The organism is Variovorax sp. TLI9-5A (assembly GCF_056867935.1).
The window spans coordinates 5,605,221-5,629,581 of record NZ_CP200310.1 but is presented as its reverse complement, the minus strand read 5'-3'; the positions used below and the strand labels follow the sequence as shown (position 1 = coordinate 5,629,581).

25 protein-coding genes are annotated in these 24,361 nt (G+C 67.6%); 21 read left to right on the top strand and 4 right to left on the bottom strand.

The features are described 5' to 3' along the window. The 4 genes from AC1VNX_RS26805 to AC1VNX_RS26790 all read left to right on the top strand — a co-directional run bounded on the left by AC1VNX_RS26805 (position 1) and on the right by AC1VNX_RS26790 (position 3,445). Entirely contained in the window at positions 1-774 is a 774-nt protein-coding gene (locus AC1VNX_RS26805) for a uroporphyrinogen-III synthase (protein WP_483160617.1), read from the top strand. Further along, complete coding sequence (locus tag AC1VNX_RS26800; protein WP_483160616.1) at positions 771-1,868, top strand: uroporphyrinogen-III C-methyltransferase; 1,098 nt, start codon at positions 771-773, stop codon at positions 1,866-1,868. Before AC1VNX_RS26805 ends, AC1VNX_RS26800 begins: the two co-directional genes overlap by 4 nt. 10 nt (positions 1,869-1,878) lie before the next feature. Further along, positions 1,879-3,162 (top strand): heme biosynthesis HemY N-terminal domain-containing protein, encoded by a 1,284-nt coding sequence (locus AC1VNX_RS26795; protein ID WP_483160615.1) that lies wholly within the window; start codon positions 1,879-1,881, stop codon positions 3,160-3,162. Positions 3,163-3,307: 145 nt separating this feature from the next. Further along, a complete protein-coding gene (locus tag AC1VNX_RS26790) occupies positions 3,308-3,445 on the top strand; it encodes a hypothetical protein (protein ID WP_483160614.1) in 138 nt (45 codons plus the stop codon). Positions 3,446-3,511: 66 nt separating this feature from the next. On the opposite strand, the gene AC1VNX_RS26785 is transcribed toward AC1VNX_RS26790, so the two are convergent. Further along, on the bottom strand, positions 3,512-6,697 hold the full coding sequence (locus AC1VNX_RS26785; RefSeq protein ID WP_483160613.1) for an Rne/Rng family ribonuclease: 3,186 nt from the start codon (positions 6,695-6,697) through the stop codon (positions 3,512-3,514). Positions 6,698-7,249: 552 nt separating this feature from the next. On the opposite strand from AC1VNX_RS26785, the gene AC1VNX_RS26780 reads away from it, so the two are divergent. The 4 genes from AC1VNX_RS26780 to AC1VNX_RS26765 are packed head-to-tail and all read left to right on the top strand — an operon-like array spanning position 7,250 to position 10,424. Beyond that, complete coding sequence (locus AC1VNX_RS26780; protein ID WP_483160612.1) at positions 7,250-8,347, top strand: RluA family pseudouridine synthase; 1,098 nt, start codon at positions 7,250-7,252, stop codon at positions 8,345-8,347. Further along, positions 8,340-9,011: an HAD family hydrolase gene (locus AC1VNX_RS26775; protein ID WP_483160611.1), complete on the top strand. Its 672-nt coding sequence runs from the start codon at positions 8,340-8,342 to the stop codon at positions 9,009-9,011. Before AC1VNX_RS26780 ends, AC1VNX_RS26775 begins: the two co-directional genes overlap by 8 nt. A 23-nt stretch (positions 9,012-9,034) precedes the next feature. Continuing rightward, complete coding sequence (locus AC1VNX_RS26770; protein WP_301507833.1) at positions 9,035-9,406, top strand: Rieske (2Fe-2S) protein; 372 nt, start codon at positions 9,035-9,037, stop codon at positions 9,404-9,406. A 1-nt stretch (position 9,407) separates the two neighbouring features. Further along, positions 9,408-10,424 carry a S49 family peptidase gene (locus AC1VNX_RS26765; RefSeq protein WP_432730380.1) on the top strand — a complete coding sequence of 339 codons (1,017 nt, stop codon included), beginning with the start codon at positions 9,408-9,410 and terminating at the stop codon, positions 10,422-10,424. A gap of 7 nt (positions 10,425-10,431) precedes the next feature. Here AC1VNX_RS26765 and AC1VNX_RS26760 read toward each other — a convergent pair whose 3' ends face one another. The 3 genes from AC1VNX_RS26760 to AC1VNX_RS26750 are packed head-to-tail and all read right to left on the bottom strand — an operon-like array spanning position 10,432 to position 12,946. Then, a complete protein-coding gene (locus AC1VNX_RS26760) occupies positions 10,432-11,586 on the bottom strand; it encodes an MFS transporter (protein WP_483160610.1) in 1,155 nt (384 codons plus the stop codon). A 2-nt stretch (positions 11,587-11,588) separates the two neighbouring features. Next, positions 11,589-12,362 carry an SAM-dependent methyltransferase gene (locus AC1VNX_RS26755; RefSeq protein WP_483160609.1) on the bottom strand — a complete coding sequence of 258 codons (774 nt, stop codon included), beginning with the start codon at positions 12,360-12,362 and terminating at the stop codon, positions 11,589-11,591. 2 nt (positions 12,363-12,364) lie between these two features. Then, positions 12,365-12,946 (bottom strand): Maf family nucleotide pyrophosphatase, encoded by a 582-nt coding sequence (locus tag AC1VNX_RS26750; protein WP_483160608.1) that lies wholly within the window; start codon positions 12,944-12,946, stop codon positions 12,365-12,367. Between the two features lie 82 nt (positions 12,947-13,028). Here AC1VNX_RS26750 and AC1VNX_RS26745 point away from each other — a divergent pair, with 82 nt between their 5' ends. The 13 genes from AC1VNX_RS26745 (at position 13,029) to AC1VNX_RS26685 (ending at position 24,105) form a co-directional block, all read left to right on the top strand. Further along, positions 13,029-13,586, top strand: a complete 558-nt coding sequence (locus AC1VNX_RS26745; RefSeq protein WP_483162020.1) for a YceD family protein — start codon at positions 13,029-13,031, stop codon at positions 13,584-13,586. A gap of 164 nt (positions 13,587-13,750) precedes the next feature. Next, on the top strand, positions 13,751-13,933 hold the full coding sequence (rpmF, locus tag AC1VNX_RS26740) for a 50S ribosomal protein L32 (RefSeq protein WP_007830466.1): 183 nt from the start codon (positions 13,751-13,753) through the stop codon (positions 13,931-13,933). Positions 13,934-13,994: 61 nt separating this feature from the next. Continuing rightward, positions 13,995-15,092 carry a phosphate acyltransferase PlsX gene (plsX, locus tag AC1VNX_RS26735; protein WP_483160607.1) on the top strand — a complete coding sequence of 366 codons (1,098 nt, stop codon included), beginning with the start codon at positions 13,995-13,997 and terminating at the stop codon, positions 15,090-15,092. Next, on the top strand, positions 15,092-16,069 hold the full coding sequence (locus AC1VNX_RS26730) for a beta-ketoacyl-ACP synthase III (RefSeq protein WP_483160606.1): 978 nt from the start codon (positions 15,092-15,094) through the stop codon (positions 16,067-16,069). Before plsX ends, AC1VNX_RS26730 begins: the two co-directional genes overlap by 1 nt. A 60-nt stretch (positions 16,070-16,129) precedes the next feature. Beyond that, a complete protein-coding gene (gene fabD / locus AC1VNX_RS26725) occupies positions 16,130-17,083 on the top strand; it encodes an ACP S-malonyltransferase (protein ID WP_483160605.1) in 954 nt (317 codons plus the stop codon). Between the two features lie 27 nt (positions 17,084-17,110). Beyond that, entirely contained in the window at positions 17,111-17,854 is a 744-nt protein-coding gene (gene fabG / locus AC1VNX_RS26720; RefSeq protein ID WP_483160604.1) for a 3-oxoacyl-ACP reductase FabG, read from the top strand. A 99-nt stretch (positions 17,855-17,953) separates the two neighbouring features. After that, the gene (gene acpP, locus AC1VNX_RS26715; RefSeq protein ID WP_007830471.1) at positions 17,954-18,193 is read left to right on the top strand and encodes an acyl carrier protein; all 240 of its coding nucleotides are present in this window, start codon (positions 17,954-17,956) and stop codon (positions 18,191-18,193) included. Between the two features lie 102 nt (positions 18,194-18,295). Beyond that, a complete protein-coding gene (gene fabF, locus AC1VNX_RS26710; RefSeq protein WP_301507840.1) occupies positions 18,296-19,540 on the top strand; it encodes a beta-ketoacyl-ACP synthase II in 1,245 nt (414 codons plus the stop codon). A 223-nt stretch (positions 19,541-19,763) separates the two neighbouring features. Continuing rightward, positions 19,764-20,036: a hypothetical protein gene (locus AC1VNX_RS26705; protein ID WP_483160603.1), complete on the top strand. Its 273-nt coding sequence runs from the start codon at positions 19,764-19,766 to the stop codon at positions 20,034-20,036. 10 nt (positions 20,037-20,046) lie between these two features. Next, entirely contained in the window at positions 20,047-20,718 is a 672-nt protein-coding gene (gene rpoE, locus AC1VNX_RS26700; RefSeq protein ID WP_483160602.1) for an RNA polymerase sigma factor RpoE, read from the top strand. A 17-nt stretch (positions 20,719-20,735) separates the two neighbouring features. Beyond that, the gene (locus AC1VNX_RS26695) at positions 20,736-21,419 is read left to right on the top strand and encodes a sigma-E factor negative regulatory protein (RefSeq protein ID WP_483160601.1); all 684 of its coding nucleotides are present in this window, start codon (positions 20,736-20,738) and stop codon (positions 21,417-21,419) included. Positions 21,420-21,447: 28 nt separating this feature from the next. Then, the gene (locus AC1VNX_RS26690) at positions 21,448-22,530 is read left to right on the top strand and encodes a MucB/RseB C-terminal domain-containing protein (protein ID WP_483160600.1); all 1,083 of its coding nucleotides are present in this window, start codon (positions 21,448-21,450) and stop codon (positions 22,528-22,530) included. Between the two features lie 93 nt (positions 22,531-22,623). Beyond that, positions 22,624-24,105: a DegQ family serine endoprotease gene (locus tag AC1VNX_RS26685; RefSeq protein ID WP_483160599.1), complete on the top strand. Its 1,482-nt coding sequence runs from the start codon at positions 22,624-22,626 to the stop codon at positions 24,103-24,105. Positions 24,106-24,361 lie beyond the last annotated feature (256 nt).

The window sequence follows — 24,361 nt, the reverse complement described above, 5'->3', positions numbered from 1 at the left end:
ATGACCGGCCGCCCCGTCATCGTCACGCGGCCGGCGCGCGAAGCGGCGCAATGGGTGAGCGATCTGCGCGCCGCGGGGATCGACGCGGTGGCGCTGCCGCTGATCGTGATCGAGCCTGCGACGGACATCGAGCCGCTGCGCACCGCATGGCGGCAACTCGCAGACTACGCTGCGCTGATGTTCGTGAGCGCCACGGCCGTCGAGCATTTCTTCCAGCACAGGGGCACCGCCGGTTCGCTGGCAGGGTGCCGCTTCTGGGCTACCGGCCCCGGTACCACGCGCGCCCTGCTGCGCGCAGGCGTGCCGCCCGAGTCCATCGACGCACCGCCTCCCGAGGCCACGCGCTTCGATTCCGAGGCGCTGTGGGAGCGCGTCCACGCACAGGTCTCGAAGGGCGTGCGCGTGCTGATCGTGCGCGGCGGCGACGAAGCCGGGCGACCGGCCGGGCGCGACTGGCTGGCCAGGGAGATCGATGCCGCAGGCGGCCACCGCGACACCGTGGTGGCCTATCGCAGGCTGCCGCCGTCGCTGGACGTCGTACAACACCGGCTCGCGATGGACGGTGCCGAAGGCCGCGCGATCTGGCTCTTCAGCAGTTCGGAGGCCATTGGCAATCTGCAGCGCGCGATGCCCGGCGTGCAATGGCATGCCGCAAGCGCGGTGGCCACGCATGCGCGCATCGGCGAAGCCGCGCGTGGCGCGGGTTTCGGGGCGTTGCGTGTATGCACGCCCCTGCTGGATGCGCTGGTCGCGTCTATAGAATCCTTGGCATGAGCGCCGCGTCCCCCACAGACGATCTTTCTCCTTCCCCATCCGCTGCCACGGCGCCGGTGCCCGCCCCGCTGGCACCCCACCAGACGCCGGCCGCGCAGGCCGCTGGAGCACTGCTCCTCTCCCGCATCGGATTCGCCCTCGTGGCCCTGGTGGCGCTCGTCGCGCTGCTGATGTCCATCGCGCTGTGGCAGAAGGTCGGCGGCATGAAGGAGCAGCTGGCGCGCCAGAGCGCCGACGCCATCGCGCAGTCGATGGAGGCGCGCACGCTGGCCCGCCAGGCCAGCGACACGGTGCGCGATGCCTCGGCCCGCGTGGCGCTGGTCGAGACCCGCGTGGCCGAAGTCGCGCTGCAGCGCTCGCAGCTCGAGGAACTCATCCAGAGCCTCTCGCGTTCGCGCGACGAGAACCTCGTCGTCGACATCGAGTCGGCCGTGCGCCTTGCCCTGCAGCAGGCGCAGGTCACCGGCAGCGTCGAGCCGCTGCTCGCCGCGCTGAAGGCCGGCGACGTGCGCATCGGCCGCGCCGCGCAGCCACGGCTCACGCCGCTGCAGCGCGCCATGCAGCGCGACGCCGACCGCCTGCGCAGCAGCGCCAGCAACGACGGCGCCGAGGCGCTGCAGAAGCTCGACGAGCTGATGCGCAACGTCGACGACCTACCCACGCTCAACGCGGTGGCCGTGCGCGGCACCGGAACCAATGCCTGGCAGCCCGAGCCCATTCCCGCCGATGCGCCGTGGTGGCGCCGTGTGCTGCTCACCGTGCGTGGCGAGGCCCGCTCGCTGGTGCGCGTGGGCCGCATCCAGAGCCCGGAGGCGATCCTGCTGGCGCCCGAGCAGTCGTATTTCCTGCGCGAGAACCTCAAGCTCAAGCTGCTCAACGCGCGCCTGTCGCTGCTGTCGCGGCAGATGGAAGCCACGCGCAGCGAGCTGTCGCAGGTGACCGCATCGCTCAACCGTTACTTCGACCCCGCATCGCGCCGCACCCAGGCCGCCGCCACGCTGCTGCAGCAGCTGCAGTCGCTGGTGAAGACGACCGAGCCGGTCCGCATCGACGACACGCTGGCGGCCTTGGCCACTGCCGCAGCAGGGCGCTGATCGGACATCCATGCGCGCAGCAATCTGGCTTCTTGCCCTCTTCGCCGTCGCGGCGGCAGTCGCTCTCTTCGCAGGCAACAACCAGGGCACGATCACCGTGTTCTGGCCGCCGTGGCGCGTCGATCTTTCGCTGAACCTCGTTCTTGTGATCCTGCTGGTGGCCTTTGTGTTGCTGCATGCGGCGCTGCGCGCGCTCGCCGCGCTGTTCTCGCTGCCGAAGCAGGCGCGCCAGTGGCGGCTGCAGCAGAAGGAGCGCACGCTGTACGCAGCCCTGCTCGACGCGATGGTGCAGCTGATCTCCGGCCGCTTCTCGCGCGCACGCAAGGCCGCGCAGGCCGCGCTCACGCAGGAGAAAACGCTGGCCGCGCTCGGCGCCAGCCTGCCGCAGGCGCAGCAGGTTCGCGTGCTCTCGCACCTGCTCGCCGCCGAAAGCGCCCAGGCGCTGCAGGACAAGGCGGCGCGCGACGCGCACCTGCAGCAGGCTCTCAACGAAAGCGCCGACCGCACCGTGCTCGCCAGCCCGGAGACGCGCGAAGGCGTGCAGCTGCGAGCGGCGCGCTGGGCGCTCGAAGACCGCGACGCGGCCGCCGCGCTCGCCCGGCTCGAAGAACTGCCGCAGGGCGCGCAGCGCCGCACGCTCGCGCTGCGCCTGCGCCTCAAGGCGGCGCGCCAGGATCGCCGCACGCTCGAAGCGCTCGAAACCGCGCGCCTGCTGGCCAAGCACCGCGCCTTCTCGGAAGCGGCTGCGCAGAGCATCGTGCGCGGCCTTGCGACCGAGCTGCTGTCGGGCGCGCATGACCCGGCCCAACTGCTGCGCGCCTGGACCGAACTCGATGCCAACGAACGCGAGATGCCCGAGGTGGCGATCCACGCGGCCCAGCGCATGGTTGCGCTGCGCGGCGATCTCGCACTGGCGCGCGGCTGGCTGCTGCCGGCCTGGGAGCGCATGGTGGCCAATCCGCGCGGGCTGGGCGACGGGCTGCGCGTCAAGCTGGCGCGCGCGCTCGAAGCGGGGCTCGACTCGGTGGATGCCGAATGGCTGGCGCGCATCGAGAGCGCACAGCGCAACAACCCGCGCGACGCGAACCTGCAGTACCTCGCGGGCATGGCCTGCATGAAGCGCCAGCTCTGGGGCAAGGCGCAGCAGCTTCTGATGCAGGCCGGCATGGGCCTGCAGGACACCGAGCTCTATCGCCGCGCCTGGCTCGCACTTGCCCAGCTGGCCGAAGACCGCGACGACGCCGAGCAGGCCGCCGAGGCCTGGAAGCGCGCGGCACAGGTCGAGAACTCCTGAAGTCGGCTCAAGGGCACGCGGGCCGCACCGACGGCCTCTTCCTGCCGCTGCCGCTGCCGAAGACCAGCCAGCTGACGCCGGCCAGCAGCCACACGCCGACGCCTCCGTAGAGCATCACCAGCCCGAAGCCGACGTGGAGCGGGGCATGAAGATCGTCGACGGGCGCTACGGCCTGCCGGCTTTGCCGAGCGTGGATTTCTCGCTGATCTGGAGCGAGGCGGGCAAAACCGAATGCGCTTGCCGGTTCGGTCAGTTGGTCCTGGAGATGCCCGAACCATCCTGATGCAGGCAGGCATAAAAAACGGCGCCAGAGGCGCCGTTCCTGTTTTCGAGCCGGTGGTCTTCCGGCTCAGAGGCTGCGTTGCTGCTCTTGTTCGAACGGCAGCGACATCGAACCGAGGTCGCGGCGGGTTTCGACCAGCACCAGCGGGCCTTCGTCGAGCACCACCAGCGGCGGGCGTTCACGCGGCACGTGCACCGGCTTCGGCTCGGCTTCGATTGCGGCGCGCGCCTGGGCGATGCGCTCGGCGTCCGAATTGACCCACTGCAGGCCCGAGCTCTCGGCGATCTGCGCGAGCTCGGCCAGCGGCAGCTCGAAGTGCTGGACCTTGGGCAGCGCGCGGCCGTTGGCGGCTGCGGGTGCCTTGGCGGAAGCGCTTTCGATCACGATCTGCTCGGCTGCTGCTGCTGCTGCTGCTGCTTCAGCAGCAACGGCGACGACCGGCGCGGGGCGCTCGGCGCGGGGCTGCTGTTGCTGCGGTGCCTCGCGAACTTCCGTTGCCACGGCAACGGCTTCCACGGCTTCGATGCGCTCGGACGCCAGCGGCAGTTGCTGCTGGGGTTCCTGTTGCTGCCCCTGCTGTGAGAAGCCTTCGGCGGAAGCCACCGGGGCGCCGGTTTCGGCTTCCTCGCGCGGACCACGTTCGCGGCGGTCGCGGCCGTAGCGGTCACGCGAACGGCCGCGGCGCTCTTCGCCGTCGCGGCGCGGTGCCTGCTCGTCGTTGCCGTTGATGGCGGCTTCGCTGCCTTGCTCGACGTCGGCTGCAGCGGCTTCGGCGCCGCGTGCATCCGCTTCGGCCTGCGCCGCATCGCCGTTGCGGCGTTCGCGGCGGCCGTCGTTGCGATCATTGCGCTCGCCACGGGGGCCGCGCTGCTCGTCGCGGCCGTTGCGGGGCTGGCGCTGCTCGCCTTCGCCGGCTTCGACTGCGTTGCGTTCGCGGTCGCCGTTGCGTTCGCCACGTTCGCCGCGCTCATTGCGCTCGCCGCGTTCACGACGCTCGCCGCGGGCGCGCGGTGCGCGTTCCGCTGCGTTGCCTTCGTCGCCTGCGACTGCGCCTGCCAGTTGCTGCGCTTCGAGGTTGGTGCCTGCTAGTGCGTCGGCCGGCAGTACGCTGCTGCGGCCTTCGCGGCCTTCGCCTTCACGGCGCTCGCCACGCCCGTTGCGGCGCTGTTCGCCGTCGCGCGGTGCGCGTGCCTCACGGGGCTCGCGTTGTTCGCGCGGCTGGCTGCCGGCACCTTCGTTGCGTTGCTCGCTGCGCTGTTCGCCGTTGCGGCCTTCATTGCGACCTTCGCGGCGCTCGCCGCCACGGCCGCCGCGGCGTTGTTCGCCGTCGCGACCGCCCTGGCGTCCGCCGTTCTCGCCGCGGCCTTCGCCGCCACGACCACCACGGCGCTGTTCGCCATCGCGCGCGCCGCCGCGTGCTTCGCCGTCACGGCCGGGGCGGCCGTCGCGGCGGGGCTTCGGTGCCTCGACCGGAATGGCGGCCGGCGCGGGTGCGGCTGCCGGAGCCGACGTGCCGCCGAACAGGTTCTTGATCCAGGCGAAGAAGCCGGTCTGCGCCGGAACGGGCGCGCTCACCACGGGCGGATCGACCGGTGCCGGTGCAGCAGGTGCGCGCACCGCTTCGGGCTTGGGCTGCACCACGGGCGCGGGCGCGTCGGGCAGCACGCCCTTGATGACCGGCGTCTGCTTGTTGGTGGGCTCCTGCGAGCGGCGGGTGACCGAGGTCGGGTCCTCGATCTCGTCGGCCATCTTGTAGCTGGCTTCGATGTGGTCGAGGCGCGGGTCGTCGTGCTTCAGGCGCTCGAGCTTGTAGTTGGGCGTTTCGAGCGTCTTGTTGGGCACCATCAGCACGCTCACGCGCTGCTTGAGTTCGATCTTGGCGATCTCGGTGCGCTTCTCGTTCAGCAGGAACGAAGCCACTTCCACCGGCACCTGCACGTGCACGGCGGCGGTGTTGTCCTTCATGGACTCTTCCTGAATGATGCGCAGGATCTGCAGCGCGCTCGATTCGGTATCGCGGATGTGGCCCGAGCCGCCGCAGCGGGGGCAGGGGATCGACGAGCCTTCGCTCAGTGCCGGCTTCAGGCGCTGGCGGCTCATTTCCATCAGGCCGAACTTGCTGATCGAGCCGAACTGCACGCGGGCGCGGTCTTGCCGGAGCGCGTCGCGCAGGCGGCTTTCGACTTCGCGGCGGTTCTTCGACTCGTCCATGTCGATGAAGTCGATGACGATCAGGCCGCCCAGGTCGCGCAGGCGCATCTGGCGGGCCACTTCGTCGGCGGCTTCGAGGTTGGTGCGGGTGGCGGTCTCTTCGATGTCGCCACCCTTGATGGCGCGGGCCGAGTTCACGTCGACCGAAACCAGTGCTTCGGTGTGGTCGATCACGATGGCGCCGCCCGAGGGCAGCTGCACGGTGCGGGCGTAGGCCGACTCGATCTGGTGTTCGATCTGGAAGCGGCTGAACAGCGCCGCGTCGTCGCGGTAGCGCTTCACGCGGGCGGCATGCTCGGGCATGACGTGCGCCATGAACTGCTGCGCCTGGTCGTAGATGTCGTCGGTGTCGATCAGGATGTCGCCGATGTCGTGATTGAAATAGTCACGGATGGCGCGGATGACGAGCGACGATTCCTGGTAGATCAGGAAGGCGCCCTTGCCGCCCTTGGCAGCGCCGTCGATGGCGCTCCAGAGCTTGAGCAGGTAGTTCAGGTCCCACTGGAGTTCGGGCGCCGAGCGGCCGATGCCGGCGGTGCGCGCGATGATGCTCATGCCCTTCGGGTACTCGAGCTGGTCCATCGCCTCCTTGAGCTCGGCGCGGTCGTCGCCCTCGATGCGGCGCGAGACGCCGCCGCCACGGGGGTTGTTCGGCATCAGCACGACGTAGCGGCCGGCCAGCGAGATGAAGGTGGTGAGGGCCGCGCCCTTGTTGCCGCGCTCTTCCTTCTCGACCTGGACGGTCAGTTCCTGGCCTTCGCGGATCGCGTCCTGGATGCGCGCCTGGCTTGCAGACACGCCTTCGGCGAAATACTGCTTGGAGATTTCCTTGAACGGCAGGAAGCCGTGGCGGTCTTCGCCGTAGTCGACGAAACAGGCTTCGAGCGAGGGCTCGACGCGGGTCACGACCGCCTTGTAGATGTTGCCCTTGCGCTGTTCGCGCCCTTCGATTTCGATTTCGTAGTCGAGCAGTTTCTGCCCGTCGACGATGGCCAGGCGGCGTTCTTCGGCCTGCGTGGCATTGATCAGCATCCGCTTCATGATGCGTTGTCCTTATATGTATCGTTCTACAGGCCCTTGATGAGCCAACGATGCACGGACGACGCCCGCGAAACCAGGGAATTGCCGCTTGGGCCCCGGATGCTGTCACTGCCGCGCAGGGCGCGAGCAGGCTTCTCGAGCGTTAGCTCAAGAAGACAGCCGGGGTGGGGGCGCGTGGATGGGCGCGAGCCAGATTCGGTGTTGGGTAGCTATCTTTTTGATAGCCGGTTGCGCAATGATGACGCGCGCTGCGGACGGATGAATGGCCGAAACCACCGGCGCAAGCCAGTGCAGGCACATTCGAATCAGCAGCATCAACACAACAAGGGACTCGCTTCGATCCGCCGGCAGCTTGGAAGCTGCAGGCTGGGTATTCCGTATCGGTGTTTCGTGGGTGTCGGCTTGACTTGGGCGCCTGGTCTGCCACTTTGCGCGGTTGCGCGGGGTTTGCAGCTCGGCGCCAAAGCGGCATCGACCTCCCAGCGCCGCCCTGGGTATTTGATGGCAGTGGACTAAACTTCTGTCTAATCAAGCACTTACACGACCGCGCTGGTGAAAAACATTATAGGTGCGAAGCAAGGCCCCGGGGCTGCTCGAAATCCCGCAGGCCCCGAGACCCCGGGCGAAGCCGGGGCGCCGCATTCGGCCATCAGGTTCCTCACGGTCGATGCCGAATCCGCCGGGCAGCGGCTGGACAACTTCCTTTTCCGCCATCTGAAAGGCGTTCCGAAGACGCACGTCTACCGGATCATCCGGTCGGGCGAGGTGCGCATCAACAAGGGCCGGGTGCAGGCCGAAACCCGCATCGAGGCCGGCGATGTGCTGCGGCTGCCGCCGATGCGCATTTCGCAGCGCGCGGAAGAGGGCGCCGCCCCGCCCGCGCCGGCGCGCGAATTTCCGGTCCTGCTGGAAGACGAGTCTGTCCTGGCCGTCGACAAGCCGGCCGGCACGGCCGTCCATGGCGGCAGCGGCGTGAGCTTCGGCGTGATCGAGCAGCTGCGCACGGCGCGGCCCGGGGCGAAATTCCTGGAGCTGGTGCACCGGCTGGACCGCGAGACCTCCGGCATCTTGCTGGTGGCCAAGAAGCGCAGCGCGCTGGTCGCATTGCAGGACCAGTTCCGCGAGCGCGAGACCGGAAAGACCTATCTGGCGCTGGTCGAAGGCGCCTGGCCGGCCAACAAGAAGGTGCTCGACGCGCCGCTCGCCAGATTCCTGCTGCCCGACGGCTCGGCCGGTGCCGGCGAGCGCCGCGTGCGCGTGGTCGCCAAGGACCATCCGGACGCCATGCACGCCGTCACGCTGGTGCGCGTGCTCGCAAAGTTCTCGCTGCCGCGCGACGCGGCGCCGATGTCGCTGTTGGCGGTGACGATCAAGACCGGCCGCACGCACCAGATCCGCGTTCACCTCGCCTCGGCCGGCCATCCGATCGCGGGCGACGACAAGTACGGCGAATCAGACCGCCAGCGCGCGCTGCAGAAGCTTGGCCTTCGGCGCATGTTTCTCCATGCATGGCGGCTGCAGTTCAATCACCCGGCCAGCGGTGAGCGCGTGGCGCTGCAGGCTGGCCTGCCGACCGAACTGCTCTCGCTGATGCCGCCAGCCGCCCTCGAGGCGATGGCCCAACACCCCACTCCCACGGCTCATGACTGAATCCACCAGACCTCTTCGCTTCGACCTGATCGCCTTCGACTGGGACGGCACGCTCTATGACTCCACTCGCCTGATCGTGCGCTGCATCCAGGCCGCGGTGATCGACGTGGGCGGCGCCAAGCCGAGCGAGAACGACGCCGCCTGGGTGATCGGCCTCGGCCTGGCCGAGGCGCTCGCGCGCGCGGCGCCCGACGTGCCGAAGGAAAAATATCCCGAGCTCGGCGCGCGCTACCGCTACCACTACCTGCAGCACCAGGACGACATCGTGCTCTTCGACGGCGTGCTGCAGATGCTCGACGCGCTGCGCGAGCGGGGCCACAAGCTGGCCGTGGCCACGGGCAAGTCGCGCCGCGGCCTCAACGAGGCGCTCAAGTCGGTTGCGCTGCGCGATCGCTTCGACGCCTCGCGCACCGCCGACGAAACCTTCGGCAAGCCGCATCCGCGCATGCTGCTGGAGCTGATGGAAGAACTCGACGTGCCGCCCGAGCGCATCCTGATGATCGGCGACACCACGCACGACCTGCAGCTCGCGCAGAACGCAGGTTGCGCCAGCGTGGGCGTGAGCTACGGTGCGCACGAGCCCGCGAGCTTCGACGAATTCAAGCCGCTGCACGTCGCGCACTCGGTGGCCGACCTGGAAGCCTGGCTTCTCGAAAACGCCTGAACCGAATCAATCAAGATGCCGCCATGAGCGATCAAGAACGCATTCCGCTGTGCAATGCCTCCGACCTGGCCGAAGGCGGCCTGGCGGTGCCCTTCGATGTGATCTATGGCGGCGAGACCTGTCGCGCCTTCGCGATACGGTTCGAGGGCCGGCCGCATGCGTTTCTCAACCGCTGCAGCCACGTCGCGATGGAACTCGACTTCCAGCCCGACCGCTTCTTCGACGACACCGGCCAGTGGCTGCTGTGCGCGACGCACGGCGCGGTCTACAGGCCCGACACCGGCGAGTGCGCGGGCGGCCCGTGCCGCGGCGGCCTCGTGAAGATCGCGCTGAGCGAGCATGACGGCGTGGTGCACTGGCATACTGACTGGAACCTTCACCCCCTGACTTTCTGACATGACCGACCCGAACCGAACCGAACCCGCGGGGTTCGAGCCCTTTGAGCCGGCCCCTTCCACGAACATGGCCAAAGATCCCACGCAGCGCCCCGGTTGGGAGCGCGCCACCCTCGAAAAGCTCGCTTTCGCCTCGCTGAACGAGCAGAAGGCCGCGCGCCGCTGGAAGACCTTCACGCGCCTGGCCTGGCTGGCCTTCTTCGTTTTCCTGGCTTGGGCCGCGTTCTCGCGCAGCACGCCGAGCACGGCCAAGACTTCTGCCCACACGGCCGTCGTCGAGATCAAGGGCGAAATCGCCAACGGCGGCGACGCGAGCGCGGAGTTCGTGGTCGCCGCGATGAAGACGGCCTTCGAGGACGAAGGCGCCAAGGGCGTGGTCCTGCTGATCAACTCGCCCGGCGGCAGCCCGGTGCAGGCCGGCATCATCAACGACGAGATCAAGCGCCTGAAGGCCAAGTACAAGAAGCCGGTCTATGCCGTGGTCGAGGAAACCTGCGCCTCGGCGGCCTATTACATCGCCGCCGCGGCGGACAAGATCTACGTCGACAAGGCCAGCATCGTCGGCAGCATCGGCGTGCTGATGGACGGCTTCGGCTTCACCGGCGTGATGGAAAAGGTGGGTGTCGAGCGCCGACTGCTGACGGCCGGCGAGAACAAGGGCTTCCTCGATCCGTTCAGCCCGATGAGCGATGCGCAGCGCGCGCATGCGCAGACCATGCTCAACCAGATCCACACGCAGTTCATCAATGTGGTGAAGGCCGGCCGCGGCGACCGCCTGAAGCTCGATACCCCGGGCCTGTTCAGCGGCCTCTTCTGGAGCGGCGAGCAGGCCGTCGAGTACGGCCTGGCCGACCAGCTCGGCAACGTCGACTACGTGGCGCGCGAGGTCATCAAGGCTGAAGAGGTGATCGACTACACCCGGCGCGACAACGTGGCCGAGAAGCTGGCCAAGAAGTTCGGCGCTGCAATGGCCGAGACCACGGTGCGCCTGATGCACACCACCCCGGCGCTGCGCTGATCGTTTCTTACTTGCCTTCGCCGCCGGCCGTGTAGCGCGCCGATGCCGCCAGCGCCGCGGCGAAGACCACCACGACGTAGAGCGCCGCCGTCAGCGAGGTCGCGCGCGCCAGCAGCCCGATCACCGCGGGGCCTGCCATGAATCCCAGATAGGCCACAGCCGAGACCGACCCGATACCGCGCGCGGGCTCGATGCCCGGCACCTTCGCGGAGGCCGAGAACAGGATCGGCACCACGTTCGCGAAACCCACCCCCACGCCCGCGAAGCCGACAAGCGCCAGCCAGGGCAGGTCGGTGATGAGCACCAGCGCCATGGCGCCCGCGGCAAGCAGGCCGCTGCCGAGCAGCAATGCGCGCGGCGAGAAGCGGGCGCGCAGGGCATCGCCGCCGAAGCGCGCCGCCGCCATCGCTGCCGAGAAGCTCGCATAGGCCAGTGCGGCCTGTTGCTGCGGGCTGCCGATTTCCTGCTGCATGTAGAGCACGCTCCAGTCGTAGATCGCGCCTTCGGCGATCAGGCCCAGCGCGGCGAGCACGCCCAGCACGGCGAGCGTGCCGCGGGGCAGCAGGAATCCGTGGTCGACTTCGGTCGCGCCGCTGGTGGCGGGGCGGGGCAGCATGCGCGTGGACGCCAGTGCGACGAGCACCGTCATCCCGGCCGCGACCACCAGCAGGTGCGCCTGGGCGCCGAGCCCGGCCGCCAGCGCGGCGCTGCCGCTCGCTGCGCCGGCCATGCCGCCCAGGCTGAACATGCCGTGCATACCGCTCATCAGCGGCGTGCCGCCATGCAGCTCGAGTTGTGCGGCTTCGGTGTTGATGGACACGTCGAACACGCTGGTCACGAGGCCGAAGGCAGCCAGCAGCACCAGCAGCGCGGGGTAGCCCGGCATGGCGATCAGGCCGGCCAGCAGCAGCGCGTAGACCACGCCGCAGATGCCGGCCACGCGGCGCGGGCCGTGGCGGCCGATCCAGCGGCCCGCGCTGGTCAGGCCGAACATGGCGCCGGCCCCGGCTGCGAGCATGGCCAGGCCGAGCTGGGCCTCGTCGATGCCGTAGTGCGCCTTGACCGTGGGCACGTGCACGCCCCAGGTCGCGAAGATGAAGCCGGCGGCGAAGAACTGCGCGCGCGAAGCCCAGCGCGTGGCTGCGGTAATGGCCAGCACCATGCTCAGCGACCGATCGCGAACACGGCCGGCAGGCGTTCGTCTGTGGCGGGTTGGGGCGTCGCGGCGCGCCAGGACTTGACCGTCTCGCTGCGCACGTTGGCGGTGGCGAGCGTCAGGCCGCGCGCCACGGCGAGGCGGGTGTTGTGCTGCAGCGTCTGGATCAGCGCCTGCAGCAGCGCGGCGTTGCGGTAGGGCGTCTCGATGAAGAGTTGCGTCTGGCCCGACTTGAGCGCCAGTGCCTCGAGCTCGCGGATGCGGGCCTGGCGCTCGCCGGCGTCCTGCGGCAGGTAGCCGACGAAGGCGAAGTTCTGGCCGTTGAGCCCGCTCGCGGCCAGCGCGAGCAGCAGCGAGACGGGGCCGGTAAGCGGCACCACGGTGAGGCCGAGGTCGTGCGCGGCGCGCGCCACCGACGAGCCTGGATCGGCCACGGCCGGCATGCCGGCTTCGCTCAGCAAGCCGACATCGTGGCCTTCGAGCGCGGCGGCAAGCAGGGGGCGGGCGTCGAACTGGCCCGCGTGATCGCCCTTCTTGTGCACTTCGCGCGGCAGCTCCTGAATGTTCTGCGCCTGCAGGGGCGCGGCCAGCGGCGCGACGGCGTCGATGCGCTTCAGGTAGGCGCGAGCGGATTTGGCGTTCTCGCAGATCCAGTGCGTGATGCCGGCGGCTGTCTGCAGGGTGCCCAGCGGCAGGGCGTCCTGCAGCGGGGCTTGCGTCTCGCAGCCGAAATCGAGCGGCGCGGGAACGAGATAGAGCCTGCCCTTTTCCTTCTGCGTCATCGTCATAGGAGGTCGACCCCCGCGGCGCGCAGCATCTGGCAGGTTCTTATCAGCGGCAGGCCGACCAGCGCGGTCGGGTCGTCGCTGTCGATGGCATCCAGCAGCGCGATGCCCAGGCCTTCGCTTTTTGCACTGCCGGCGCAGTCGTAGGGCTGTTCGGCCCGCAGGTAGTGCTCGATGGCGGCGTCGCCGAGGTCACGGAACACCACGCGCACGGGCGCGATGTCGCGCTGGACGAAGCCCGTGGCCTTGCAGACGACGGCCACGGCGGTCTGGAAGATCAGCGTCTGGCCGCGCATGCGGCGCAACTGGGCGGTGGCCCGTTCGTGGTCGCCGGGCTTGCCCAGCGCTTCGCCGGCGAGGTCGGCCACCTGGTCCGAGCCGATGACCACGGCTTCGGGGAAGCTGGCGGCCACGGCATTGGCCTTTTCGAGCGCGAGGCGGACGGCGAGGTCGTGCGGCGTTTCGCCGGGCAGGGGTGTTTCGTCTACTTCCGGCGAGTGCACGTCGAAGGGCAGGCGCAGGCGGGTGAGCAATTCGCGGCGATAGCGCGAGGTAGAGGCAAGGATCACGGTGCGTTGCATGGCGACGATTGTGCGTGAGGTGCCCAAAACCCTCAGGCATGCCCCATGCCGGCAGGGCGGCCGGCGCGCTAGACTGGCGCGGATGAAGAGAGAATTCGCCCCCGAACGGCTCAATGTGCCCGGCTTCGCCGCCGCTGGCGCCACGATGGAAGCCGCAGATCCGGTTCCGAAATACGTACGCCTGGTCGCCGAACTGGCTGCTCCCGCTCCCGATGCGGTGGTGAACTGGACGGCCCACGGCGAAGACCGCCCCGGCGCTGACGGAAAGCCCGTGCCCTGGCTGCATCTGGAAGCGGAGGCCATCGTGCCGCTGGTTTGCCAGCGTTGCCTGTCGCCGGTAGATACATCGCTTACCGTGGACCGCTGGTTCCGTTTCGTGGCCAACGAGGAGGTTGCCGAGGCGGAAGACGAGGAATCCGAGGAAGACCTGCTCGTCGTGAGCCGGGATTTCGATCTGCATGCCCTGATCGAGGACGAGCTTCTGATGGAAATCCCCGTCATGCCGGCCCACGACGTCTGCCCCACGCCGGTTCAGCTTTCGTCCAGCGACGAGGACTTCCAGGCAGCAGAAGAGGCCAAGCCGAACCCCTTCGCAGTGCTCGGCGCGTTGCGTTCGCGCAAGCCGGAAGAGGGGAAGTAGCCCTTTGCCTCAGGCTGGGCTATAATCATGGGCTTCGCGCGCGCCACCGTGAGCAGCGATACACGAAACAACAACAGGGGCATTCCATACATGCTGCCAAGTTTTTTGTATTGCCACCGCTTGAGCCCGCATCCAGTCACCAACCTAACAGTCCAGGAGCCATCATGGCCGTCCAGCAAAACAAGAAGTCGCCTTCCAAGCGCGGCATGCACCGTTCCCACAATGCACTGGTCGTGCCCGGCATCGCCGTGGAGCCGACCACCGGTGAAACCCACCTGCGCCACCACATCAGCCCCAACGGTTTCTACCGTGGCCGCCAGGTGCTCAAGAACAAGTCCGAAGCCTGATCCCGCATCCCAAGGCCAAGGCCCGAAGCTACTTTTGCCGTAGCGTCGGGCCTTTGTTTTGATGGCTACGCCTTCTTTTCCCGAAAACACCGCTGCGCCTTCCGCAATCACGCTCGCCGTGGATTGCATGGGGGGTGACCATGGGCCGCGCGTCACGCTCGCGGCCTGCCGCGCGTTTCTCGAGCGGCACAGCGACGCCTCGCTGCTGCTCGTCGGCGCACCGGCCGCGCTGGCCGGGTTTGCCGCCCACCCGCGTGCCCGCATCGTTGCCGCCAGCGAAGTCGTGGGCATGGACGATCCGATTGAAATCGCCCTGCGCAAGAAGAAGGATTCTTCGATGCGCGTCGCGATCCAGCAGGTCAAGGACGGCGCCGCACAAGCGGCCGTCTCCGCCGGCAATACCGGCGCCCTGATGGCGATCGCGCGCTACCTGCTCAAGACGCTCGAAGGCATTGATCGCCCCGCGATCGCGCCGCAGCTTCCCAACGCCAAGGGCGGGGCGACGACCGTGCTCGACCTGGGCGCAAATGTCGATTGCGACGCTGAAGACCTGCTCCAGTTCGCCGTGCTCGGCTCGGCTCTGGTGTCGGCGCTCACCGGCAACGAAGCGCCTTCGGTCGGTCTGCTCAACATTGGCGAAGAAGCCATCAAGGGCAGCGAAACGATCAAAAAGGCAAGCCAACTGCTGCGTACGGCTGCCAACTCCAAGGATCTGAATTTCTACGGCAACGTGGAAGGCAACGATATCTTCAAGGGGACGACCGACATCGTCGTTTGTGACGGTTTCGTCGGAAATGTGGCGCTGAAGGCCAGCGAGGGCGTGGCGTCGATGATCGGCGAGTTCATTCGCGTCGAATTCTCGCGGAGTCTTTTTACCAAGATTGCAGCAATTGTTGCTTATCCGGTCCTAAAAGCGTTCAAAAGTCGCTTGGATCATCGTCGGTACAACGGTGCGGCCCTGTTGGGGCTGCGCGGGCTGGTTTTCAAGAGCCATGGCTCGGCTGACGAGGTGGCTTTCGGTCATGCGCTGGATCGCGCTTATGATGCCGCTCGCAACAACCTGCTCGATCGCGTGCGGGCCCGCATCGCCCACGCCGCGCCTTTGCTCGCGCGGCAGGAGCCGGCGGCGCCGGTCGACGCGACGACCCTTCACGTTTGATGACCCCTTATTCACGCATTACCGGCACTGGCAGCTACCTGCCTCCACGCCGCGTGACCAATGACGATCTCGCCAAGGATCTGGCTACGCGAGGCATCGAAACCTCCGACCAGTGGATCGTCGAGCGCACCGGCATTCATGCCCGGCATTTCGCCGCGCCCGATGTCACGAGCAGCGATCTCGGGCTCGAGGCGGCCCGGCACGCGCTGGAAGCCGCCGGCCGCAAGGCCAGCGACGTCGACCTGATCATCGTCGCCACTTCCACGCCCGACATGGTGTTCCCGTCGTCGGCCGCCATCCTCCAGAACAAGCTCGGCATTGCCGGCTGCCCTGCGTTCGATGTGCAGGCGGTCTGCAGCGGCTTCGTCTACGCGCTCACCGTCGCCGACGCGATGATCCGCACTGGCACAGCGCGGTGCGCGCTGGTGGTCGGTGCCGAAGTGTTCTCCCGCATCCTCGATTTCAACGACCGCACCACCTGTGTGCTGTTCGGCGACGGCGCGGGTGCCGTGGTGCTCGAAGCCAGCGAGGAGCCCGGCATTCTGGCCAGCGACCTGCATGCGGACGGCAAGCACGTCGGCATTCTTTGCGTGCCGGGTCATGTGTCGGGCGGCAATGTGCTGGGCACGCCGCTGCTGCACATGGACGGCCAGGCCGTCTTCAAGCTCGCGGTCCGCGTGCTCGAGGAAGCGGCGCGCGCCACGCTGGCCAAGGCCGGCAAGGTCGACACCGACATCGACTGGCTCATTCCGCACCAGGCAAACATCCGCATCATGGAAGGCACCGCGAAGAAGCTGAGGCTTCCGCGCGAGAAGCTGATCGTCACGGTCAACGAGCACGGCAACACCTCCGCCGCCTCGATTCCGCTGGCGCTCGACGAGGCTGTGCGCTCCGGCAAGGTGAAGAAAGGCGAAACGCTCATGCTCGAAGGTGTGGGCGGCGGCTTCACCTGGGGCGCGGTGCTATTGAATCTGTAGTTAGTGAGTGCGTTGCGGTGCCCCTGAGGGCGCCCGCAATGCGAGACGACGCATAAAACAATGAAATCCTTTGCATTTGTCTTTCCGGGTCAGGGCTCGCAGGCAGTCGGCATGCTCGACGCTTGGGGTGAACATCCGGCCGTGGCCGAAACGCTGCGCGAGGCCTCCGAGGCACTCGGCGAGGACGTCGGCGCGCTGATCAAGAACGGTCCGAAGGAAGAACTGGCGCTCACCACGAACACCCAGCCGGTGATGCTGGTGGCGGGTGTCGCCGCTTGGCGAGCCTGGCTGGCGGAAGGCGGCGCAACGCCCTCCGTCGTGGCCGGCCATTCGCTCGGCGAATATTCGGCGCTGGTGGCTTCGGGCGTGCTGACGCTCGCGCAGGCCGCGCCGCTCGTGCGTTTTCGCGCGCAGGCGATGCAGCAGGCAGTGCCTGTCGGCGTCGGTGCGATGGCTGCGGTGCTCGGCATGGAGTCGGGCAAGGTGGTCGCGGGCTGCGCGGAAGCCACGGCCAGCTTCGGCGCCGGCAGCGAGGAAATCGTCGAGGCGGTGAACTTCAACGACCCCACGCAGACGGTGATCGCCGGCAGCAAGGCCGCCGTGGACAAGGCCTGCGAGCTGCTGAAGGCCAACGGCGCCAAGCGCGCGCTGCTGCTGCCGGTTTCGGCGCCGTTCCATTCGAGCCTGATGAAGCCCGCGGCGGAAGCGCTGCGCGAGAAACTGGCTTCGATCACGCTGGCCGCGCCGCAGATTCCGGTGCTGAACAACATCGACGTCGCCGTCGAGACCGACGCCGACCGTATCCGCGACGCCCTGGTGCGCCAGGCTGCAGGCCCGGTGCGCTGGGTCGAGAGCGTGCAGGCCTTGAAACTGCGCGGTGTAGCCGCCATCATCGAGTGCGGCCCCGGCAAGGTGCTGGCCGGCATGGTGAAGCGCATCGCCCCCGATCTGGAAGCCGCGTCGGTGTACGACCCGGCAACGCTCGCGGACACCCGACAATCGCTCGCCGGCTGACCGGCGCAAGGCTCCCATACTTTTTCTATGAGCATTCCCAAATTCGAAGGGCAGGTAGCCCTGGTCACCGGCGCGACGCGCGGCATCGGCGCGGCGATCGCGCTGGAGCTGGCCCAGCGCGGCCTCAAGGTCGTGGGCACCGGCACCACCGACGACGGCGCGGCCAAGATCACTGCTGCCCTGAGCGCGTACGGCGGCCGCGGCCGTGCGCTCGACGTCAATGACGGCGCCGCTGTCGAGGCGCTGATCGACGAGATCGTGCAGGCCTACGGCGCCATCCACGTGCTGGTCAACAACGCCGGCATCACGCGCGACACGCTCGCCATGCGCATGAAGGACAGCGACTGGGACGCGGTGCTCGACACCAATCTCAAGGCCGTCTTCTCCCTGTCGCGCGCGGTGATCCGTCCGATGATGAAGCAGCGCTACGGCCGCATCATCAGCATCACCAGCGTGGTGGGCGCTTCCGGCAACGCCGGCCAGGCCAACTACGCGGCCGCCAAGGCCGGCGTCGCGGGCATGACCCGTGCGCTGGCCCGCGAACTGGGCAGCCGCAACATCACCGTCAACTGCGTCGCACCCGGTTTCATCGAGACCGACATGACGGCCAGCCTTCCCGAAGCCCAGCAACAGGCGCTGCTCCAGCAGATCCCGCTGGGCCACCTGGGAAAGCCGGCCGACATCGCGCACGCGGTGGCGTACCTCGCATCGCCCCAGGCGTCCTACGTCACGGGGCAGGAGCTGCACGTCAACGGCGGCATGCACATGTAGCCGCAAGGCGCAAGTTTTCTCCGCACCGGGGGCACGGCAAATGCCACAATGCGCCCGGCTAAAATCCACCGATTACCTACAACCCTCAGAGGGAACCAAATGAGCGATATCGAAGCACGTGTCAAGAAAATCATCGCCGAGCAACTCGGCGTGGAAGAGTCCCAGGTGACGAACGAAAAGGCTTTCGTGGCTGACCTCGGCGCCGACTCTCTCGACACGGTCGAACTCGTGATGGCACTCGAAGACGAATTCGGCATCGAAATTCCCGACGAAGATGCCGAGAAGATCACCACGGTGCAAAACGCCGTCGACTACGCCACCAAGAATCAAAAGGCCTGATCGGCCAGCTGACAACAACATTGCGACTGCGGCCGGCGGCTTTTTCTTGAACCGCACGCGCCGACAGGCAACTGTTCAGCGCTTTCAGAAAGGTTTGCCGGCATGACCAAACGCCGCGTCGTCGTTACCGGACTCGGTTGCATCGCTCCTGTCGGAAACACCGTTGCCGAATCCTGGGCCAACCTGTTGGCCGGGAAGTCGGGCATTGCGAACATCACCGCGTTCGATGCAAGCGCCTTCGCCTGCAAGTTCGCAGGTGAGGTCAAGGGTTTCGACATCACCCAATACATCTCGGAGAAAGAAGCGCGTCACATGGACCGCTTCATTCATCTGGGGCTTGCCGCCGCAGTCCAGGCGGTGCAGGACAGCGGACTGCCGACCGGCGAAGCGCTCTCCTATGAACAGGCCGTGCGCATCGGATGCAACATCGGCTCGGGCATCGGCGGCCTGCCGATGATCGAGGAAACGCATGGCGAGCTAATGAACCGCGGCCCACGCCGCGTGTCGCCGTTCTTCGTGCCGGCTTCGATCATCAACATGATCTCCGGCCACGTCTCGATCAAGTACGGCTTCAAGGGCCCGAACATCGCGGTCGTGACCGCCTGCACCACCGGCCTGCATGCCATCGGTACGTCGGCTCGCATGATCGAGTACGGCGACGCCGACGTCATGATCGCTGGCGGTGCGGAGTCGACCATTTCCCCGCTCGGCATCGGCGGCTTCACAGCACCTCGCGCACTGAGCACCCGCAACGATGATCCGGCTACGGCCTCGCGCCCGTGGGACAAGGACCGTGACGGCTTCGTGCTGGGCGAGGGTGCCGGCGTGCTGGTGCTCGAGGAGTACGAACACGCCAAGGCTCGCGGCGCCAAGATCTATGCAGAGGTCGCAGGCTTCGGCCTGACGGGCGACGCGTATCACATGACCGCGCCTGACGTCGACGGCCCCCGCCGCTCGATGGCCATGGCGCTGTCGAACGCGGGCGTCAACGCCGATCAGGTGCAATACCTCAATGCGCACGGTACTTCCACGCAGATCGGCGACGTCAACGAGACCAATGCGGTCAAGCTGGCTTTCGGCGATCACGCGAAGAAGCTGGTCGTCAATTCGACCAAGTCCATGACCGGCCACCTGCTGGGCGGCGCGGGCGGCATTGAGTCGGTGTTCACCGTGATGGCGCTGCACGAGCAGAAGAGCCCGCCGACCATCAATATCTTCAACCAGGATCCGGAGTGCGATCTCGACTACTGCGCCAACGAGGCGCGCGATCTGAAGATCGACGTCGCGGTCAAGAACAACTTCGGCTTCGGCGGCACCAACGGCACGCTGGTGTTCAAGCGCGCTTGAGCGTCGCTCTGTCATGCACAGCGCGCCGTCGGTGACCTATCCGGTGGGGCGCTCGCGTGGCGCAACCCGGATTCTTGTCGTTCTCTGGGCGCTGGGCGCTCTTTGCGCTGGCGCGTCCTGCTATCTCTTCGATAGCGTCGGGTGGCGCCATCTACTGCTGGTTCTCAGTGTCGTCTTCGCGGGCGTCGCGGCGGGCTTCGGCCTGCGGCAGGAGGGCGCTGGCGTGCTTCACTTCGACGGCCTCTATTGGTCGCTGACGGGCAACCAAGCTTCCCGCGACGTGCACGCCGCACGGGCATCCGTGGCGCTCGATTTCCAGTCGCTGATGCTGCTGCGGCTCAGCGAGCCGGGCCGTGCGGGGCGCTGGATCTGGATCGAGCAGCGGGCCATGCCCGAGCGCTGGCGCGACCTGCGCCGCGCGGTATATTCGCGCCCCCCGGCCGCCGCACCCGCGGCCGACCCCTGGCGCGCGACAGCTCCGGCCGACGCGCCCTGAACCTTCGTCGATGACCACTTCCCCGCCCGTGCCGCCGGATTCCGGCCTGACAGACGCGCCCGCCGTGGCGGCGCGTCCGGGTGAGGTCGACTTCCAGCTGGTCCAGCGCACCGTCGCGGGGGACCAGAAGGCCTTCGAACTGCTGGTCATCAAGTACCAGCGCCGCATCGAGCGCCTGATCGGGCGGATGGTGCGCGACGTCGATCTGATCGAGGACATCGCGCAGGAAACCTTCATCCGAGCCTACCGCGCGCTGCATCAGTTCCGCGGCGAGGCGCAGTTCTATACCTGGCTCTACCGGATCGCCGTCAACACCGCCAAGAAGGCGTTGGTGGACATGAAGCGCGATCCGACCATCTCCGAGGCGGCCCTGAGGCCTTCTTCCGAGGACGAGGATGAAACTTACCGTCCCGGAAACGAACCAACCACCGACGAAACCCCCGAATCGGTCCTGGCGGCGAACGAAATCGCCGCCGCCGTCGAAGCCGCCATGGAAGCGCTCCCCGCCGAGTTGCGCCAGGCGGTCACGCTGCGCGAAATCGAGGGCATGAGTTACGAAGAGATTGCCGAGGTCATGGATTGCCCTATCGGCACGGTGCGTTCGCGGATTTTTCGGGCGCGCGAGGCCATTTCGGCCAGGGTCAAGCCCTTGCTGGACAACCAGTCCGGCAAGCGTTGGTAAGTAAGCAGGTGAATGAAATGAATCAGACGATGACGGTTCGGGAACAGGTGTCCGCACTTGCGGATGGTCATTTGCAGGGCGAGGCGTTCGCGCAAGCCATTGAAGCGATCGGCGCCGAAGGCGAGTCGCGTGCGGCATGGCAGGCCTACCACGTGGTGGGCGACGTGCTGCGTTCCGGTTCCCATTCGCCGTGCAGCGATACATCGGCGTTCCTGGCGCGCTTCCAGCAGCGACTGGCGGCTGAACCGGTGATGATGGCTCCGGTGCAGGAGCCCGTCGCCGTGCCGGTGGCGGTCCCTGTGCGGCGCAGGGCGGAAGCGGCCAACGAGCCGGTGTTCCGCTGGAAGCTGGTGGCTGGCGCCGCGTCGCTGATGGCCGTTGCCGCCATCAGCTGGACGCTGGTCGGCAATGGCTCGCCGGTGCCGCAAGGCGGTGCGCAGCTGGCTTCCGTGCAGCAGCAACAGCAGCCGGCCGTCAACTCGGTGCTGGCGGCGGCCGCTGCCAACAACGGCAACGGCCCGCAGGCTGTCAGCAACACGTTGACCCCGACCCGCGTGATCGTGGGCAACGGCAATCCCCAGGTCATGCTGCGCGATCCGCGTCTCGATCAACTCCTCGAGGCGCACCAGCAGGCCGGCGGCGCTTCGCAAATGCCTTCCGGTTTCCTGCGCAATGCCACTTTCGAGGGCCCGACGCGCTGATGAGCGCGCGCACCCCTAGCCGCCCGTAATGACCGTTCCGATGCCGATCTCCGCACGCGCCTTCGTGCTTGTGTTTGCTGCTTTCTGCCTCGCGCAGGCCGCCACCGCGCAGACCCGCTCGGGCACCGCGAATGCGAAGAGTGCGGCAACCGCGCAGACGGACGAGCCGCCGGCCATGAACGTGACCGAGTGGCTGCAGCGCATGCACACCGGTGCCCGGCAGCGCAACTACGTGGGCACCTTCGTGGTGTCTGCGCCGGGCGGCGACCTGTCGAGCGCGCGCATCTGGCATGTGCGTGACGGCGAACACCAGATCGAGCGCATCGAGGCCTTGACGGGGCCGCCGCGCTCCACCTTCCGGCGCAACCGCAACGTCATGACCTTCCTGCCGGAGGCGAAGGTGGTGAAGGTCGAGAAGCGCGAGAACCTCGATCTCTTCCCGAATCTGCCGGACAAGCCCGATTCCTCGATCGGCGATTTCTACGACGTGCGCGCGATCGGCAAGGATCGCGTCGCCGGCTTCGACGCCGACGTGGTGCAGCTGGTGCCGCACGACGGGCTGCGCTTCGGCTATCGCATTTGGAGCGAGCGCCGCTCGGGCCTCGTGGTGAAGCTGCAGACCGTCGACAGCGACTCCCGCGTGGTGGAGCAGTCGGCCTTCTCCGAGCTTCAGCTCGATGCGCCGGTGAAGGCGCAGGCGCTCGCGCAGATGATGTCCAACACCGCAGGCTACCGGGTCGAGAAGCTCGAACTCGAACGCAGCAACGCGCAGGACGAAGGCTGGACTCTGCGCACGCCCGTGGCCGGATTCAAGCCCCGAAGCTTCTTCCGCCGCCCGACATCGGGTGACGACAGCGGCGGCAAGGCAAAACAGCAGGATGCAGCCACGGTCCAGTGGACTTTCTCCGACGGCCTTGCTTCCGTGTCGCTCTTCATCGAACGCTACGACCCGGCGCGCTCGCCGCGCGATGGCGTGCTGACCATCGGCGCGACCAACGCGATCCGCCGCCGCCTGCCTGAGCCGGCCAGCGACTGGTGGCTGACCGCGGTCGGCGAAGTGCCGCAGCAGACGCTGAACGCATTCGCACAAAGCCTCGCGCGCACGCGCTGACGGGCCTGAGAAGCGCCGATTGCGCTGAACCAAGCCTGCAGAGCAGACTCATAGACCTGTTTTTCGCCGCTCTGTTCTTTTGAAAGAAAGCCGATGATCTTCAAAGTCGAGGGACACAAGTTTCGTTCCGGCCTGCTGGCCTGCGCACTCGCGCTGACCGCAAGCGCCACATTCCTTCCGGTCGAGCCGGTCCACGCGCAGACGCGCACGCTGCCCGATTTCACCGACCTGGTCGATCAGGTCGGCCCCTCCGTCGTCAACATCCGCACTGTCGAGAAGGTCGTGCAGCGCGGCGGCAATGGCGAGATGGACGAGGAAATGCAGGAGTTCTTCCGCCGCTTCTTCGGCCAGCCTCTGCCGGGCCAGCCGCGCCAGGGGCCGCGCCAGAATCGTCCGCAGCAGCCGCAGGAAGAAGAGCGTCCGCGCGGCGTCGGCTCCGGCTTCATCCTGACTCCCGACGGCTACGTGATGACCAACGCACACGTGGTCGAGGACGCCTCCGAAGTGCTGGTCACGCTGCCCGACAAGCGCGAGTTCAAGGCCAAGATCGTCGGTGCCGACAAGCGCACCGACGTCGCCGTCGTGAAGATCGAGGCGACAGGCCTGCCAGCCGTGAAGGTCGGCGACATCTCCAAGCTGCGCGTGGGCGAGTGGGTGATGGCCATCGGCTCTCCCTTCGGCCTCGAGAACACCGTCACCGCCGGCATCGTGAGCGCCAAGCAGCGCGACACCGGCGAATACCTGCCGTTCATCCAGACCGACGTGGCCATCAACCCGGGCAACTCGGGTGGCCCGCTGATCAACATGCGCGGCGAGGTGGTCGGCATCAACAGCCAGATCTATTCGCGCTCGGGCGGCTTCATGGGCATCTCGTTCTCGATTCCGATCGACGAGGCGATCCGCGTGAGCGATCAGCTGCGCACCTCGGGCCGCGTTTCGCGTGGTCGCATCGGGGTGCAGATCGACCAGGTCACGAAGGACGTGGCGGAGGCCATCGGCCTGGGCAAGCCGCAGGGCGCGCTGGTGCGCGGCGTCGAAGCGGGCTCGCCGGGCGAGAAGGCCGGCGTGGAACCGGGCGATGTCATCACCAAGTTCGACGGCAAGCCCATCGAGAAGCCGAGCGACCTGCCGCGCCTGGTGGGCAACACCAAGCCGGGCACGAAGAGCACGCTCACCGTGTTCCGCCGCGGTGCCTCGCGCGACCTGAGCGTGACCATCGCCGAGATCGAGCCCGACAAGCCCAGCAAGCGCGCGAGCGATCGCGACGAGCCGGCGCAGAAGCCGCCGGCATCCGCCGCCGCCAAGTCGCTGGGCCTGGCCGTGAGCGATCTCACCGATGCGCAGAAGAAGGAGCTGAAGGTGAAGGGCGGCGTGAAGGTCGATGCCGCCACCGATGCCGCGGCCCGTGCGGGCCTGCGCGAGGGCGACATCATCATGGCGGTCGGCAACACCGACGTGTCGAATGCGCGGGAGTTCGAGTCCGCCGTGGCCAAGTCCGACAAGAGCAAGGCGCTCAGTGTGCTGTTCCGCCGTGGCGACTGGGCGCAGTACGCGCTGATCCGGCAGACACGCTGATCCGGGTCTGGCGTCAAGTGGCCCCACCCGGTAGTCGGGTTTGGGGCCGTTTTTTTGAGGTGTTTACGACGTTCCGGCGCCGGCCTCTAAAAAAATCGGGCGACCCGAAAAAGGTGATTTCGGTTGGCGCCTACTAACTTTCAAAAGGGCTAAGGACGGATTTCGGTAGAATAGGGCACTCTCGGTGGCCGGTCGGCGCATAAGGAATGCCTCGACCTTCACCATGCGAGATGTCAGATGGCAGTCCACCGGTGCT